This is a genomic window from Neorhizobium sp. NCHU2750 (genome assembly GCF_003597675.1).
Lineage (GTDB): Bacteria > Pseudomonadota > Alphaproteobacteria > Rhizobiales > Rhizobiaceae > Neorhizobium.
The window spans coordinates 2,833,102-2,849,307 of record NZ_CP030827.1 but is presented as its reverse complement, the minus strand read 5'-3'; the positions used below and the strand labels follow the sequence as shown (position 1 = coordinate 2,849,307).

Annotated in this window: 17 protein-coding genes; 12 read left to right on the top strand and 5 right to left on the bottom strand. The window is 61.7% G+C overall.

Translation table 11 applies throughout. The annotated features are described in order from the left end of the window. Positions 1 to 125: 125 nt before the first annotated feature. A complete protein-coding gene (locus NCHU2750_RS13985) occupies positions 126 to 1,121 on the top strand; it encodes a KpsF/GutQ family sugar-phosphate isomerase (RefSeq protein WP_119941054.1) in 996 nt (331 codons plus the stop codon). Between the two features lie 37 nt (positions 1,122 to 1,158). Here the strand turns inward: NCHU2750_RS13985 and NCHU2750_RS13980 are convergent, their stop codons facing one another. Beyond that, complete coding sequence (locus NCHU2750_RS13980) at positions 1,159 to 1,512, bottom strand: Atu4866 domain-containing protein (protein ID WP_119941053.1); 354 nt, start codon at positions 1,510 to 1,512, stop codon at positions 1,159 to 1,161. Between the two features lie 25 nt (positions 1,513 to 1,537). Further along, positions 1,538 to 2,260 carry an SDR family oxidoreductase gene (locus NCHU2750_RS13975; protein WP_119941052.1) on the bottom strand — a complete coding sequence of 241 codons (723 nt, stop codon included), beginning with the start codon at positions 2,258 to 2,260 and terminating at the stop codon, positions 1,538 to 1,540. A 111-nt stretch (positions 2,261 to 2,371) separates the two neighbouring features. On the opposite strand from NCHU2750_RS13975, the gene NCHU2750_RS13970 reads away from it, so the two are divergent. The 9 genes from NCHU2750_RS13970 (at position 2,372) to NCHU2750_RS13930 (ending at position 12,677) form a co-directional block, all read left to right on the top strand. Continuing rightward, positions 2,372 to 3,271, top strand: a complete 900-nt coding sequence (locus NCHU2750_RS13970; protein ID WP_119941051.1) for a LysR family transcriptional regulator — start codon at positions 2,372 to 2,374, stop codon at positions 3,269 to 3,271. A 128-nt stretch (positions 3,272 to 3,399) separates the two neighbouring features. Continuing rightward, positions 3,400 to 4,563 (top strand): aminodeoxychorismate synthase component I, encoded by a 1,164-nt coding sequence (locus tag NCHU2750_RS13965; protein ID WP_119941050.1) that lies wholly within the window; start codon positions 3,400 to 3,402, stop codon positions 4,561 to 4,563. Next, a complete protein-coding gene (locus NCHU2750_RS13960) occupies positions 4,548 to 5,183 on the top strand; it encodes an aminotransferase class IV family protein (RefSeq protein WP_119941049.1) in 636 nt (211 codons plus the stop codon). The genes NCHU2750_RS13965 and NCHU2750_RS13960 overlap by 16 nt, the downstream gene beginning before the upstream one ends. A gap of 90 nt (positions 5,184 to 5,273) precedes the next feature. Next, entirely contained in the window at positions 5,274 to 6,260 is a 987-nt protein-coding gene (locus tag NCHU2750_RS13955; RefSeq protein WP_119943357.1) for a heme-dependent oxidative N-demethylase family protein, read from the top strand. A gap of 155 nt (positions 6,261 to 6,415) precedes the next feature. Continuing rightward, positions 6,416 to 7,870, top strand: a complete 1,455-nt coding sequence (locus tag NCHU2750_RS13950) for a homospermidine synthase (protein ID WP_119941048.1) — start codon at positions 6,416 to 6,418, stop codon at positions 7,868 to 7,870. 169 nt (positions 7,871 to 8,039) lie between these two features. Further along, the gene (gene omp10 / locus NCHU2750_RS13945; RefSeq protein ID WP_119941047.1) at positions 8,040 to 8,402 is read left to right on the top strand and encodes an outer membrane lipoprotein Omp10; all 363 of its coding nucleotides are present in this window, start codon (positions 8,040 to 8,042) and stop codon (positions 8,400 to 8,402) included. A gap of 233 nt (positions 8,403 to 8,635) precedes the next feature. Beyond that, positions 8,636 to 10,570: a 5'-nucleotidase C-terminal domain-containing protein gene (locus tag NCHU2750_RS13940; protein ID WP_119941046.1), complete on the top strand. Its 1,935-nt coding sequence runs from the start codon at positions 8,636 to 8,638 to the stop codon at positions 10,568 to 10,570. A gap of 170 nt (positions 10,571 to 10,740) precedes the next feature. Then, entirely contained in the window at positions 10,741 to 11,775 is a 1,035-nt protein-coding gene (hemH, locus tag NCHU2750_RS13935) for a ferrochelatase (protein ID WP_119941045.1), read from the top strand. Between the two features lie 209 nt (positions 11,776 to 11,984). After that, a complete protein-coding gene (locus NCHU2750_RS13930) occupies positions 11,985 to 12,677 on the top strand; it encodes an SDR family oxidoreductase (protein ID WP_119941044.1) in 693 nt (230 codons plus the stop codon). 16 nt (positions 12,678 to 12,693) lie between these two features. Here the strand turns inward: NCHU2750_RS13930 and queE are convergent, their stop codons facing one another. Genes queE through queC form a run of 3 tightly spaced genes read right to left on the bottom strand, consistent with a single transcriptional unit; the run spans position 12,694 to position 14,530 of the window. Further along, positions 12,694 to 13,428, bottom strand: a complete 735-nt coding sequence (gene queE, locus NCHU2750_RS13925; protein WP_119941043.1) for a 7-carboxy-7-deazaguanine synthase QueE — start codon at positions 13,426 to 13,428, stop codon at positions 12,694 to 12,696. Further along, entirely contained in the window at positions 13,425 to 13,805 is a 381-nt protein-coding gene (gene queD / locus NCHU2750_RS13920) for a 6-carboxytetrahydropterin synthase QueD (protein ID WP_119941042.1), read from the bottom strand. The genes queE and queD overlap by 4 nt, the downstream gene beginning before the upstream one ends. Beyond that, on the bottom strand, positions 13,805 to 14,530 hold the full coding sequence (queC, locus tag NCHU2750_RS13915) for a 7-cyano-7-deazaguanine synthase QueC (RefSeq protein WP_119941041.1): 726 nt from the start codon (positions 14,528 to 14,530) through the stop codon (positions 13,805 to 13,807). Before queC ends, queD begins: the two co-directional genes overlap by 1 nt. 138 nt (positions 14,531 to 14,668) lie before the next feature. On the opposite strand from queC, the gene NCHU2750_RS13910 reads away from it, so the two are divergent. Together NCHU2750_RS13910 and NCHU2750_RS13905 are read left to right on the top strand one after the other, a co-directional pair. After that, positions 14,669 to 15,700 carry an SPFH domain-containing protein gene (locus NCHU2750_RS13910; RefSeq protein ID WP_119941040.1) on the top strand — a complete coding sequence of 344 codons (1,032 nt, stop codon included), beginning with the start codon at positions 14,669 to 14,671 and terminating at the stop codon, positions 15,698 to 15,700. Between the two features lie 4 nt (positions 15,701 to 15,704). Then, complete coding sequence (locus tag NCHU2750_RS13905) at positions 15,705 to 16,169, top strand: NfeD family protein (protein ID WP_119941039.1); 465 nt, start codon at positions 15,705 to 15,707, stop codon at positions 16,167 to 16,169. Positions 16,170 to 16,206: the final 37 nt, after the last annotated feature.

Genomic DNA, 16,206 nt, shown 5'->3' with positions numbered 1-16,206 from the left:
GGCCTGCAAAATGGTCAACACGGCCGTCGACGATCTGGTGAGGAAATGGAACAGCGGTGGACGGGGTAACCTGTAGTCAATAATGCCAATGGACTTGATTTCCCAAAAGGACTAAGCCTTCGGCCATGATCAAGCGCGCTTTACAACTCGTCGAACATGACGTCGTGGAGTCCGCCCTGCGGACTGTTTCTTATGGCCAGCAAGGGCTTGCCGCATTGGATGCGGCGCTGCAGGACGGGCTCGGTGCCTGTTTTCGCAAGGCCGTCGAGCTGATCGGCACGATCGAGGGGCGGGTGGTCATCACCGGCGTCGGCAAGAGTGGCCATGTCGGACGCAAGATTTCCGCCAGCCTCGCATCCACCGGAACGCCATCCTTCTTCGTCCATCCGGTTGAGGCCAATCACGGTGATCTCGGCATGATCACGGCGAGCGACGTGGTGTTGGCCCTCTCCTGGAGCGGCGAGACCGCAGAGCTTCAGGGGCTGGTGTCATTTACGCGCCGCTACTCGATCCCGCTGATTGCCATGACGTCCGGCGAGACTTCGACCTTGGCACGCGAGGCGGATATCGTATTGCTTCTGCCAAAGGCCCAGGAAGCTTGCCCGCATGGGCTGGCGCCGACGACATCGACGCTGATGCAGCTTGCGCTCGGTGATGCGCTGGCCGTGGCACTTCTGGAGGCACGCGGATTTTCCGCAGCCGATTTCCGTGTCTACCATCCCGGCGGCAAGCTCGGCGCGATGCTGTCTCACGTCAGCGACCTCATGCATGTGGGGGATCAGCTGCCACTGGTTTCCAAGGGATGCCCGATGTCGGCGGCTATCCACGAGCTGTCGGCCAAGCGGTTCGGCTGCGTCGGCGTGGTCGATGACGAAGGGCGCCTTTGCGGCGTGGTGACAGACGGCGATCTTGCCCGCCATCTCGACAACAATCTCGGTGCCATGTGTGTGGATGACGTGATGACCGTCAATCCAAAGACTGTCGGCAAGGAGACGCTCGCGACCGCGGCGATGGCGATCCTCAACAAGCACAGCATCGGTGCGCTGCTGGTGGTGGACGCAGACAAGCGGCCCGTCGGCATCGTGCATTTCCACGATCTGCTCAGGGTCGGGGTGGCCTGAGGTCACCCACCTTCACCATCATCAAAGGATTGCGGTCTTATCTCTTCCGATGGAAGATCATGCCGCCGTGATGCAGTGTGTCCGCGTCCACGAATGTTCCGTCCGCGGTGAAGCCGGTGTCGTCCCAGTAGTCGATATGGTCTCCGCGTATCTCGTAGCGGCCCTGATAGGCGCTGCTGCGGCTGCCGCGCGCCTCGTCATATCGCCCCGAGGGCAGGAGTTCCTGGCGGATATGGCCATCACCGGTGACCCACATTCCGAGATAGGGATGGGTGTCTATCTGCTGTTCGTTGCTCATGGTTTCCTCTGCTTTTGCAAGATGGACCGCCGCGCCGACGGAGGCAGCGGCGAGGATGATCGTGCCGACGATGATGAGAAGTGGCCTACTCATGGTCGTATTCCCTGTGATCGACCGTTCAATGCGGCGACCGGGTGGGACGTATGACGATCTCGCTGACGTCGACATCCTCGGGCTGCTGAATGGCAAAGCGTACGGCGCGGCCTATCGCATCCGGGGTCAGCGCTATGGCGCGCCATGTCTTCATGCCTTCGGCTGCGGCGGGATCGGTGATCGTCTTGGCGAGCTCGCTCTCAACCACGCCCGGGTGGATGCAGGTGACACGCAGCCGGTCATTTTCCTGCCGCAAGCCATCGGATATCGCCCGGACGGCATATTTGGTGGCGCAATAGACTGCTGCGGTCGGCGATACTCGCAAAGCACCGATGGATGCGATGTTGATGATATGGCCGGAGCCGCGGGTCGTCATTTCCGACAGAACTGCAGCGATGCCATAGAGTACGCCCTTGATGTTGACATCGACCATGCGGTCCCATTCGTCGACCTTCATCGATGCCATCGGCGATAACGGCATCACGCCGGCGTTGTTGACGATGACGTCGACGCGTCCGAATTCCTCTCGCGCCGCGTCGGCAAACGCCGAGACATCGGCGCGGTCGGTGACGTCGAGCCTGCGGGTCATGGCCTTGCCGCCTTCCGCCCGTATGTCGGCGGCCACAGCTTCCAGCCTGTCGGTGCGTCGGGCGCCGAGCACGACGGTTGCGCCGGCTTTCGCCAGTTCGCGAGCTATACCGACGCCGATGCCGCTCGATGCGCCGGTGATGAGAACAACCTTGTCCATGACGAACTCCCTGCAAATGTCCGCGGGATTGCGGTTGCCAGGAAGGTAGGCTTTGGGCATTGTCGCGATAAGCCGTCTTTTTGTTCATTCAAAGGTAAGCAGATCTAACCAATGTTGCCGGACTTTAATGCGCTTTCCGTATTTTCGATCGTGGCCGAAAAGCGCAGTTTTCGTGCTGCGGCCGATCGGCTGGGTGTTACGCGTTCGGCCGTCAGCCAGACGATCCGAAAGCTGGAGGAGACGCTCGGTATCGCGCTTGTCAGCCGCACCACCCGCAGCGTGGCGCTGACGGAAGCGGGCGAGCGGCTGTTTTCGGAGATCGCGCCCGCTCTGGCCGAGATGCAAGGTGCGGTCGATGCCGCCGGGCAGCTTGGCGGGAGGCCGCGGGGGCAATTGCGGCTTGCCGTCTCGTCGATCGCCGAAGGTTTTCTGTCCGGTCCGCTGATTGCGTCTTTTGTCGATGTCAATTCGGAGGTCAGGCTGCATATCACCGTCACCGACGAGGAATTCGATATCGTCGCGGAAGGCTATGATGCCGGTGTGCGGCTCGGTGAAGTGATAGCGCAGGACATGATCGCCGTGCCGGTTTCGGGCGCTCAGAGACAGATTGCCGTTGCATCGCCGGTCTATCTCGATCGGTTCGGAGCGCCTGAGCATCCTGTCGAACTCGCCACGCGCCGTTGCATCGGCTGGCGAAAGGCCGTTGGTGTTGCGCCTTACCGCTGGGAGTTCGCGGAAGATGGCCGGGAATTCTCGGTGGCGGTCGCCGACACGATCACGACAACGGACATGGCGCTAATGGTCAAGCTGGCGGTTGCCGGTGCAGGGATTAGCTTTGGCATGGAAGACACGTTCCGATCCGCGATCGATCGGGGCGAATTGGTGCCAGTGCTGGAGCCGTTCTGCCCAAGTTTTCCCGGTTTTTATCTCTATTATCCAAGTCGACGAAACATGGCACCGAAACTGCGGGCGCTGGTCGATCACCTACGCAGCTTCCGCCATGACAGCTGACCGTCCGAAGGGCGTCAGCCGATTTCGTAAATGATGCTTCTAACGTCGCAGCCATGATGTTAATGGCGCGGCTTGTTTAGCGCTTTCGCATTGAAGTGCGATCTTGCGGGGGGAGGCAGGCGGAGGACATGGATCGGCTTACGTCTCCCTATATCCTGTTTCGCGACGATCTCGCCGGCAGAGCGCTGGTGTTTTCCGCTCCGACCGAGCTCGTGGTGGCGCGAAGGGTGAATGAGGTTCTGCCGGCCTTACGCAGGCTCGAAGAGTACAGGCGCTCGGGCAGGTGGCTGGCCGGTTATCTCTCCTATGAAGCCGGGTTTGCCTTCGAGGAAAAACTCATTCCGCTTGCGCCGTCCGGGCGCGAGACCCCGCTCGTCTGCATGGGCGTGTTTGATGCACCCTGCGAGGAAAGGGCGGTTGGCGCGCCGTCGTTCGACGACGGGGGCATGCCTGCTGCGCTGAGCGCGCCGCGCGCCCTGTGGAGCGAACAGGCCTATGCCGAGCGTTTTGCCGTGCTGCACGACCACCTGCGCAGGGGTGACTGTTTTCAGGGCAATCTGACCATGCCGATCGAGGCGTGCTGGCAAGGGGATCCGCGCGCGCTGTTTCATTCGCTGATCGCCCGTCAGCCGGTGCGCTACGGAGCGCTTGTCGAGCTCGGCGGGCCGGCGATCGTCTCGCGTTCGCCGGAACTGTTCTTCTCCGTCGACGAAGAGGGGTGGATCGAGACGCATCCGATGAAGGGGACGGCGGCGCGGGGCGCCTCGTCCTCGGAGGACGAAGCGATCAAGAAGGCGATGCTTGCTGACGAGAAGACGCTGGCCGAAAACCGGATGATCGTCGACCTCCTGCGCAACGACATTTCGCGGATCAGCGAGACCGGCACGCTCTCGGTGCCGAAACTCTTCGATATCGAGACCTACCCGACCGTGCATCAGATGGTCAGCCATGTGCGGGCGAAACTGTTGGCCGAGGCGGGGCTGCCGGAGATCATGCGGGCGCTGTTTCCCTGCGGGTCGATCACGGGCGCGCCGAAGCTCAGCGCCATGAACATTCTGCACAAGCTCGAGGCAGGGCCGCGGGATGTCTATTGCGGGGCGATCGGCTGGTGCGATCCTGACGGGCCGATGCGATTTTCGGTGGCTATCCGCACGCTCTCTCTTTTCTCCGGTGGGCGCGCGGTTTTCAATGTCGGCGGCGGCATCGTCTTCGATTCGATGGCTGAGGCGGAATATCAGGAGTGCCTGCTCAAGGCGCGATTTGCGGTGGGAGACCAATGGATTTCTCGTTGATCGAGACGATGCGATGGATGCCGGATGACGGGTTTCTGCGATTGGACCAGCATCGCCGGCGGCTTGCCCGTTCGGCCGACGCGCTCGGCTTTCGCCAGCCGGCAAACATCGAGCGGGACCTGAAGGATGCGGTCAGTGGCGACGAGCCGCTGCGCGTCCGGCTGGTCATGTCGTTTCGCGGCAAGATCGAGATCACGGCGACGCCCTTTACGCCACAAGGTGAGGAGACGATCTGGAAGATCCGGGTCGGCAAGACGAAGCTCAAGTCCGACGATCCGCTCTATCGTCACAAGACGTCCCGGCGCGAGCCCTATGAGGCTGCGCGGGCCGAGTTTCCCGCCGAGGACGCGGACGAGGTTCTGCTCACCAACGAGCGCGGAGAACTCTGCGAGGGCACGATCAGCAATCTGTTCGTCGAGGATGCCGAAGGCATGCTTTTGACGCCGCCGATTACCAGCGGCATCCTGCCCGGTGTGCTGAGGGCCGATCTAATCCGCGAAAGGCGGGCGAAAGGAGCGGTGCTGATGCCAGCCGATCTCGAAGAGGCGACGAAGGCCGGCCGTGCAATCTATGTCGGCAATTCGCTGAGGGGCCTGATCCGCGCGCAACTTGCCGGCTGATTGTCACAAATGCCGCTTGGCTGGCAGGTGGCGGGTTGAAAAGGCGATGGCTTGCACTCAGACTGCGGCAAACAGGAGATGCCGCGCCCGATGTCCGTTCCCGCACCTTCCCATGACCAAACCGCGCGTGATCAAACCGCGCATGATCGGCCCGAGAGCATTGCAGTCCCCTCCCATCCTTCGCTGACTTACACCCCCTATGACGGATCGTCGAAGCCGTTCACTATCGGCCTGGCGCAGCTTGAGGCGGATGGCTGGATCGAGCCGGATGACGATCTTGCGGAGCAGGTGCTGTTGAAGCGGCAGCTGGCTGGCGAACATGGCGAGCTTGTGCTGAGGGCGGAGCCGGGCACTGAGGCGGCACAGCAGGAGGTTCTCGACCTGCTTTTGGACTACCTGCCGGCGCATCATCCCGACCACTACTGTCTTGAGGGCACCTGCATGGCGGTTGCCGGTGTCGAGACGGATATTGCCGATGGCGACATGATGCCGCTCCATCGCGCCGGGCTGCTCGTACAGGACGATCTGGTCATCATGCGCAGGGGCGACAATGGCTGGCGAATTGCCGCCGCTTTCCTTGCCTTTCCGTCGTCATGGCGCCTTTCGGAAAAATTCGGCCTGCCGATGGATGAGATCCACGCGCATGTACCGGGTTTTCAGGGCGGCAGCCGCAATGCCGGGCTGATTAACCGGATGTTCGATAATCTTGCGCCCGGACGCCTGGTCGTGCGCTGGAACTGGTCGATGAACTGGTCCTATTCGCTGTATCACCCTTACGCCAAATCGCCGGAGGAAAAGCGTGGCGTGGCGGCCGAAAAGGCCTTCATCCGGGTGGAGCGGCAGACCTTGCGCAAGCTGCCGGTTTCCGGCGACATCCTGTTTACGATCCGCATCTATCTCGATCCGGTTTCCGCCATTCTTGCCCAGCCGAATGCGGCCGAACTTTCTGCTTCCATGGCGGGGCAGCTGGAGGCGATGTCGGATGACGAAGTTGCCTACAAGGGGCTCACTGAAAAGCGGTCGGAGATCGTTGCGATGCTTCGCCGGGCAGAAGCCGTTAAGAGTTTGGCGGAATAGTGCCTTGGGCTTGCCGTCTTCGCGGAACAAACCCTTTATTGTGACGAAGTTTTATGATCTAGGCCGCGCAATCAAACGGGCGTTACACACGACCGTTAGGCCGGAGAAAACCGGCAGCGGTTGTGCAAGAGAAGTCCATTCACAGGGAGTATGACATGTCGGATACCAATTACCCGGTTTATGCCGAAATTACCGGTCCGATCGTGATGATCGGTTTCGGTTCGATCGGCCGCGGCACGCTGCCGCTGATCGAACGTCATTTCAAGTTCGACAAGAGCCGGATGGTGGTCATCGACCCGCGCGAAGATGCCGCCGACATGGAAATCCTTGCCAAGCACGGCGTACGTCACGTCAAGGAATACGTGACCAAGGAAAACTACAAGGACCTACTGAAGTCGCTGCTCGACGACGGCAAGGGCGGGCAGGGCTTCTGCGTCAACCTGTCGGTCGACACGTCTTCGCTCGACCTGATCAAGCTCTGCCGCAAGCTCGACGTTCTCTATATCGACACGGTCGTCGAGCCGTGGCTCGGCTTCTATTTCGACAAGGGCATGAAGAATTCCGAGCGCACCAATTATGCGCTGCGTGAGACCGTGCGCCACGAGAAGAAGAAGAACCCCGGCGGCACGACCGCGGTTTCCACCTGCGGCGCCAATCCGGGCATGGTCTCGTGGTTCGTCAAGCAGGCACTGGTCAACCTTGCCAACGACACCGGCCTGAAGTTCGACGAGCCGGATCAGAACGACCGCGAAGGCTGGGCCAAGCTGATGAAGAAGCTCGGCGTCAAGGGCGTCCATATCGCCGAGCGCGACACGCAGCGGGCCAAGCATCCGAAGCCGCTCAACGTATTCTGGAACACGTGGTCGGTCGAAGGCTTCATCTCGGAAGGTCTGCAGCCGGCCGAACTCGGCTGGGGCACGCATGAAAACTGGATGCCGAAGAACGCCAAGAAGCACAAGAAGGGCTGCCAGGCCGCCATCTATCTGGAACAGCCGGGCGCCAATACGCGCGTTCGCACCTGGTGCCCGACGCCCGGCCCGCAATACGGCTTCCTCGTCACCCATAACGAGTCGATCTCGATCGCCGACTATTTCACCGTCCGCGACAAGGACGGCGAAGTCACTTTCCGTCCGACCTGCCACTATGCCTACCATCCGGCCAATGATGCGGTTCTGTCGCTGCATGAAATGTTCGGCAATGGCGGCAAGCCGCAGCCGGTGCTGCACGTTCTCGACGAGCATGAACTGGAAGACGGCGTCGATGAACTCGGCGTGCTGCTCTACGGCCACGAGAAGAACGCTTATTGGTTCGGTTCGCGCCTGTCGCTTGAGGAAACTCGCCGTATCGCACCTTACCAGAACGCCACCGGCCTGCAGGTGACCTCGGCGGTTCTCGCCGGCATGGTCTGGGCGCTGGAAAATCCGAAGGCCGGCATCGTCGAAGCCGACGAGGTCGACTACAAGCGTTGCCTCGAAGTGCAGATGCCCTATCTCGGCCCGGTCGAAGGCCATTATACCGACTGGACCCCGCTCGAAGGCCGTCCGGGCCTGTTCCCGGACGATATCGACGAGAAGGATGCCTGGCAGTTCCGCAACATCCTGGTGCGCTAAGGCATCAGGTCCCAGAAAATTGTGCAATATTGCAACGCCCGCCGCATAGGCGGGCGTTTTGCATGTAAGCTTCCTGTGCCATATCTAGCCAAGTTCACAGCTTGCCATACATGTAGCGGGGCGCCATGGTCAGGATCAGCATGACCGAGCTTACCGCGGGAGATAGATCATGAAACTGAAATTGGGCTTTGCGCTCATCGCCGCCGCCAGTCTGAGTGCCTGCGTGACCTCGCCACCGCCGCGCCAGGTCGCCATGGCACCCCAGCCGCAGGGTGTCGAAGGGTCCTGGGTCGATCCGAACGGCATCGTCTCGACCTTCCAGGGCGGCACGTTCAATACCCGCGCCAGCGACAGCAACGCCCTGCTTGCATCCGGCACCTATACGAGCCTTTCGCCGACGCTGGTCGAGATCAACATGACTTCCCTGGTGCGCAAGACACAGTCGCGCGTCAACTGCGCGCTGGTCACTCCGAGCCAGCTCAACTGCACCCAGGACAGCGGCGCGCAATTCTCGCTCAGCCGCAAATCCTGAACCTGCTGGACGCAGCATGATCCGTTCCCTGGGAACCCCGCGACAGCGGGGTTTTCGCGTCTTTGGGGTAAAATGGCCCGATAGGCCCTTGTCATATTCGCCTTGCAACCGATTTTGCTTGATGAAACCATGCGCCGCACAATCGCCGTGGCGTCAGCCCGGTTGTGCGGGGATATCGAGAGATCGGGGACGGCCGCGCGCGTTGCGGGGCTTGATAGACAAGGAGAGAGACGATGATGAAGACGATAGGGTTGGGGCTTTTGACCGCATCGGTCATGGTGCTGTCGAGCGGTGCGGCATTTGCCGATTTCGAACTCAATATCCTGCACATCAACGATTTACACTCCCGCATCGAATCCGTCAACAAATACGACAGCACCTGCTCGGCCGAGGAAGAGGGCAAGGGCGAATGCTTCGGCGGTGCGGCCCGGTTGCTGACCGCGATCGACCAGACGCGCGATGCGCTGAAGGCCGACAACAAGAATGTGTTGCTGCTCAATGCCGGCGACAATTTCCAGGGCTCGCTATTCTATTCGACCTACAAGGGCGCGGTCGAGGCGGAAGTGCTGAACGCGATGAAGTTCGACGCGATGACTGTCGGCAACCACGAATTCGACGATTCGGACGATGTGCTCGCCACGTTTCTCGACAAGATCCAGTTTCCGGTGGTGACGGCCAATGTCGTGCCGTCGGCCGCGGCCAAGATCGGCAACCGAATCAAGCCTTATCTGGTGCTTGAAGTCGGCGGCCAGAAGATCGGCATTGTCGGCGCCGTGACCAATGACACGCCGGAAATCGCCAATCCCGGCCCGAACATCACGATCGCAGACGATGTCGCCAAGATCACCGAGGCGGTCAAGGCGGTGAAGGCGGAGGGTGTCGATAAGATCATCGCGCTCACCCATGTCGGCTATCCGCGCGACCTCGCCTATATCGCCAAGATCCCCGATGTGGACGTGGTCGTTGGCGGGCATACGCACACGCTCCTGTCCAACACCGTCAAGGGGGCTGCCGGCCCGTACCCGACCTGGGTCGATAATCCGGGCGGCTACAAGGTGCCGGTGGTGCAGGCGTTCCAGTACAGCCGCTATCTCGGCGACCTGAGGGTCGTGTTCGACGACAATGGCGTGGTGAAAAGCGCCGAGGGCGAGCCGATCCCGGTCGACACCAAGTTCCAGCCCAATGCCCAGATGGTCACCCGCATCAACGAGCTGAAGGCGCCGATCGAGGAATTGAAGAAGAAGGTTGTCGGTAGTGCCGAGAGCCCGATCGAGGGCGACCGCAAGGTCTGCCGCGCTGTCGAGTGCTCGATGGGCAACCTGCTCGCCGATGCGCAGCTCGACCGCGTCAAGGACCAGGGCATCACGATCTCGATCCAGAACGGCGGCGGGTTGCGCGCCTCGATCGATGCCGGTGAGATCACCATGGGCGAAGTGCTGACCGTGCTGCCCTTCCAGAATACGATCGCCACCTTCCAGATCAAGGGTTCGGATCTGGTTGCCGCATTGGAGAACGGTGTCAGCCAGATCGATGATGGGGCAGGGCGCTTTCCGCAGGTGGCGGGGATGAAGTTCTCCTTCGACAAGTCCAAGCCGGTCGGTTCGCGCACCAGTGATGTCGAGGTGAAGGAGGGCGACAAGTTCGTGCCGATCGATCCGAACAAGGTCTATGGCGTCGTCACCAACAACTATGTCCGCGGCGGCGGCGACGGTTACAAGATCTTCGCGACCAACGCCCAGAATGCCTATGATTTCGGCCCGAACCTCGAACAGGCGGTTGCCGATTATCTCGGTGCACATAATCCTTACAAGCCCTATACGGACGGCCGCATCACCGACCTGACGCCGGCCGGCTATACGCCGCCCCCGCCGCCGGCTCCCGCTGCAGCGCCTTCGGCGGCTGCTTCCACTGCCGCTCCGGCGGCACCTGCCGCTACCGCGCCGGCGCCTGCTCCCGCACCAGCGGCCAAGTTGCCAGGTACGGCCACGCCCACGCCGCCGGTCGAGGGGTCGGGCAAGTATACGGTGCTGAAGGGCGATTCTCTGTGGAAGATCGCCGAGACGACCTATGGCGATGGCGGCAAGTGGACGGACATTGCCAGGCTCAACAAGCTGCGCCACCCGGATGTCATTCTGGTCGGCGAGGAACTGGACCTGCCGGCAAAGTGATGATCTTGATCCCGGTCAATGCCGGGATTTTAGAAACAAATCATGGATCGGGACAAATTGTCCCAGCGACGATGGCGGCTCGGGGTTTCCCGAGCCGTTTTTTGTTTCTAAATGATCCGCATCTCATCCATCACCGTAATGGGTATGGTTCGTCTGTCTGGAAAGCTTTCATGAGTATTTCGTCTTCTGCCTCGCCTGCCGGTCACCCTTCCGTATCCTTCGGCAAGGTGGGGGTGCTGCTGGTCAATCTAGGCACGCCCGACGGCACGGATTACCGGTCGATGCGGCGCTATCTGGCCGAGTTCCTGTCGGACAGCCGCGTCATCGAATGGTCGAAGCTCTACTGGTATCCGATCCTTTACGGCATCGTGTTGAACAAGCGACCACAGAAGGTGGGCAAGGCCTATGAGGCGATCTGGAACAAGGATCTCAACGAAAGCTATCTGCGCACCTATACCCGCAACCAGGGTGAGAAGATGGCCGAGCGGCTGAAGGACCTGCCGGATGTGGTGGTCGACTGGGGCATGCGTTACGGCAAGCCTTCGATCGCCGAACGCATCGACGCGCTGAAGCAGAAGGGCTGCGACAAGATCGTGCTGTTCCCGCTCTATCCGCAATATGCCGCCTCGACGACGGCGACGGTCAATGACAAGGCCTTCGAGCATCTGATGAAGCTGCGCTGGCAGCCTGCCGTGCGCACCGTGCCGCCCTATCACGACGATCCGGCCTATATCACAGCGCTGGCCAATTCGGTGCGGGCGACGCTTTCGACGCTCGACTGGGAGCCGCAGCTTCTGATCACCTCGTTCCACGGCATTCCGCAATCCTATGCCAAGGCGGGCGATCCCTATCCGTGCCATTGCCATAAGACGGCCCGCCTGCTGCGCGAAGAACTCGGCTATAGCGACAAGCAGCTGCGCATCACCTTCCAGTCGCGGTTCGGCCCGGAAGAATGGCTGCAGCCCTACACGGACAAGACGATGGAGGCGCTGGCCGGCGAGGGTATCAAGCGGGTCGCCATCATGAATCCGGGCTTCGTTTCCGACTGTCTGGAGACGCTCGAAGAAATCGCCGGCGAGGCGGGCGAGATCTTCATGCATCACGGCGGCGAGAAATTCGTCCATATCCCCTGCCTCAACGACAGCGACGACGGCATGAACGTGCTGGAAGCGGTGGTGCGGCGGGAGCTGCAGGGCTGGGTGTGATCGGATGGGTTACATACAGGATAAGACCCCTCCCAACCCTCCCCACAAAGGGGAGGGCTTAACCTAGGCCTACCGCCGAATCCTCATTTTGGGCAGGCGGGTGCCGCGGATTTTCTCCCCCCTTGTGGGGGAGATGGCCGGCAGGCCAGAGGGGGACTTTCCGCGATGAGCGACGAGTTTGGGGAAAGCTAATTCCAAAGGAGCCAACCATGATGAAAGCAATCGTCACCGGTGGTGCGGGGCTGATCGGGACCGGGATCTGCGAGGCGCTCGGCGCGCGTGGTTATGAGGTCGCCTCGTTCGACATGGCCGGCAAGATCCATTCCGTCGCAAATGTCCGCGCCGTCGAATGCGATGTCGCCGACGAGGCGTCAGTCGAGATCGCGGTGGCGGAACTCGGCTGGGACCGTCTCGACCTGCTCGTCAACAATGCGGGTGCGACAGGAAATGCGCTCGGCACGCCGATTACCGACATGTCCTATGTCGACTGGCGGCGGGTGATCGACAGCCATCTGACCGGGGCCTTCCTGATGACGCGAGCAGTCGTGCCGCTGATGCAGGCGGGTGGTGGCTCGATCGTCAACATGGCCTCGACCCGCGCCTTCATGTCGGAGCCGAATTCGGAGGCTTATGCAGCCTCCAAGGGTGGCGTCGTGGCGCTGACCCATGCGCTTGCCGTCAGCCTCGGGCCTTCGGTCCGCGTCAACGCCATCGCCCCCGGCTGGATTACCAACGAGACGGAGCTGAGCGAAGAAGACGAGGCCCAGCATCCGGTCGGCCGGGTGGGGCGGCCGAAGGATATCGCCGATGCGGTTCTCTATCTGGCCGGCGCCGGTTTTGTGACCGGTCAGGTGCTGACCGTCGATGGCGGTATGACGAAGAAGATGATCTACGCCGAGTGAAGGTGTCGGGCGCCTTTCACACGCCCCGCTTGTTGCCCCAGAGCAGGACGTGAAGCTGCGGCAGCACGGTTGCCGAAAACCAGCGGTCGGCCGTTACCTTGTCGACCAGCCAGAGCATGCGGTCCATGATGCGGTCGAGATCGATGCGGGCGTCGTCGTCATCGGGTGGCGGCGGCGTGTGGTTGCCGGGCTGCAGATAGACGGGCAGTTCGGGATAGCGGCCCGATGTCTCTCTGGCGAAGTCATAATCGGCGTCGTCGAAGATGACGAATTTCAGCGCGATACGCGGCGCCTTGCCAGCTGCTGCCAGACAGTCGGCAAGCTTGTCCCAGTCGGTTTCCATGCCGCTCGACGGCGGTTTCGGCGAGAGTACGAGGACGTCGAGATCGGCAAACCAGTCGCGGGCGATGCTGCCCTGGGTTTCGATGGCAAACCGGTATCCGTCGTTCTTGCCGCGGCGGATCAGCGGTTTCATCGGCTGGATGGCGGGATTGCCACCCGAGAGCGATACCATCAGCGGCCTTCCACCGGAAAGCTCCCGCACCTCATCCCAGATCGTTCCGGCATCCATCGGCTTCCAGTCATGGCGATAGTCGCTGTCGACCGCATGCAGCGTATCGCACCATGAGCAGCGATAGTCGCAGCCGCCGGTGCGCACGAAGACGGTCGGCTGACCGATCAGCATGCCTTCGCCCTGAATGGTCGGGCCAAAAATCTCGCTGACGCGGATGATCTCCGCAGCCGAGGTCATGCCCTTGCTCCGAGGTACATATCGGGGCGGTATTCAGCCCAGGTCTTCGGCGTTTCGCTGACCTTGACGGCCGACGTTTCCGGTAGACGCTCCTTGCACCAGTCGTAGAAATGCCTGGCCAGATATTCCGACGTCACCTTGTCGTGGCCCAGAACCTCGTTCAGGTGGCGATGGTCGAAATGATCGTCGATATAGCGCTTCAGCGGTGCGAGTTCGTGATAGTCGCGGACGAAGCCGTCATCGTTCAGTCCGGCTGAGGCGAGTTCCACGACAACGATATAGTTGTGGCCGTGCAGGCGTGCGCATTGGTGGTCGGCCGGCAGATGCGACAGCTGGTGCGAGGCGGAGAAGTGGAATTCCTTGGTGATCCGGTACATCAGCGGACTTCCTCGGCCTTGAATTCCGGGGCCTTGAAGCCTTGGGTCGTGGCCTTCCAGAAGTCCGGATCGGCATAATCGGTAGGGTCCTCGACGCCGGCGAGGTGGAAGGCCTCGCGCCGCTCGACGCAGGTGCCGCAGCGGCCGCAATGGCGCTCGCCGCCCTTGTAGCAGGACCATGTTTCGGCAAAGGGCGTGCCATGTCTTGCGCCGTCGGTGACGATATCGGCCTTGGAGCCGGTGACATAGGGGGCGAGCAGCTTGACCGAGGCATAGCCATCCAGCGCATGGCGCTGCATGGCATCGAAACTGTCGATGAAGCCGGGGCGGCAGTCGGGATAGATGAAATGGTCGCCGCCATGCACGGCGATCGCCACCGCATCGGCCTGGCGCGCGGCGGCAACACCGAAGGCGATCGTCAGCATGATCGCATTGCGGTTCGGCACGACGGTGATGCGCATCGTCTCTTCGGCATAGTGGCCATCGGGCACGTCGAGATCGTCGGTCAGTGCCGAACCGGTCAGTTGGCTGCCGATGGCGCGCATGTCGATGATCTGGTGGAAGACGCCGAGGTGCTTGGCTGCCAGCGCGGCGAATTCGAGTTCCTTCTGGTGGCGCTGGCCATAGTCGAAGGAGATGAGGCCCATCAGCTCGCCCCTGGCGGCGATGCTGTGGGCAAGCGAAACGGAATCCAGTCCGCCGGAGCAGACGACGAATGTCTTCATGTTCAGTGTCCTTGTTTTGACCGGGTAGGCTGCGACCGGTGGTACCGGCGCCTTCTAGACCATCGTCCTGCGCTTGTGAATGCCGTCCCGGTTGAATAGGATCGGCGGCATATAAAGCAATTCATAAGGGAGGCTCATATGGGCTTGGGCGGGTTCGATATTTTCGTGATCGTGGTGGTGATCCTGGCGATCCTGCTGCTGTTCGCCTTGGTGAAGACGGTGCCGCAGGGTTATGCCTATACGGTGGAGCGGTTCGGGCGGTATACCCGCACGCTGCAGCCGGGGCTCAATATCCTGACGCCGTTCATCGAGCGCATCGGTGCGCGGATGAACGTGATGGAGCAGGTGCTGGACATTCCGACGCAGGAAGTCATCACCAAGGACAATGCCAGCGTCGCGGCCGATGCGGTGGCCTTCTATCAGGTGCTCAATCCGGCGCAGGCGGCCTATCAGATCGCCAATCTGGAAAACGCCATCCAGAACCTGACGATGACGAACATCCGTTCCGTCATGGGGTCGATGGATCTCGACGAGCTGCTCTCCAACCGCGACGTTATCAACGAGCGACTGCTCAGGGTGGTCGACGAGGCGGTGCATCCGTGGGGGATCAAGGTGACCCGTATCGAGATCAAGGATATCCAGCCGCCGAAGGATCTCGTCGAATCCATGGCGCGGCAGATGAAGGCCGAGCGCGAGAAGCGCGCATTGGTGCTGGAGGCCGAAGGTGCGCGCAACGCGCAGATCCTGCGGGCCGAAGGCGCCAAGCAGGCGGCGGTGCTGCAGGCCGAAGGCGAGCGCGAGGCGGCGTTCCGCGAGGCCGAGGCGCGCGAGCGTCTGGCCGAGGCCGAAGCGCGCGCGACGCAGTTCGTCTCGGAGGCCATCGCTGCGGGTGACGTGCAGGCGATCAACTATTTCGTGGCGCAGAAATATACCGAGGCGCTGGTCGAGATCGGCAAGGCCAACAATTCCAAGATCGTGCTGATGCCGCTCGAAGCCTCGTCGCTGATCGGTTCACTCGGCGGTATCGGCGCGATTGCCAAGGAAGTGTTCGGCGACGGCAACGGCCCGGCACCGACTGCGCCGCGGCCTCAAAATCCGCGTCCGGCGCGCAGCACGCCGACGGTGACGGCCGTCGTGCCGCCCTTCACGCCGCCGACATCCGACAGGTGATGTGATGATCATCGAACTGTGGAACAGTTTTGGGCCGTGGAGCTGGTGGATCGTCGGCGTCATCCTGCTTGCCGCCGAGCTTCTGGTGCCCGGCGTGTTCATCGTCTGGATCGGCGCTGCGGCAATCGTGCTTGGTGCACTGTCGCTGGCCTTCTGGGACGATGCCTTCTGGGGCTGGCATCTGCAATTGCTGCTGTTTGCCGTCCTGTCGGTCATCTTCGCCGTGCTGGGGCGACGGATCTATAACGGCAAGCGGACGACGACCGACGAGCCCTGGCTCAATCGTCGCGGTGAAAGCCTTGTCGGCCGCACGGCGACGCTGTCCGAGCCCATCCAGGAAGGGCGAGGGCGGATCAAGCTCGACGATACGATGTGGTCGGTGATGGGGCCGGACCTGCCGGTCGGCTCCCGCGTACGGGTCGTGGCATCGAGCGGCAGGGATCTGACGGTCGAGCCGGTGGTCAGGTAGAGAGATTACTTTCGAAAGGCGAACGGCCGGGTCTACC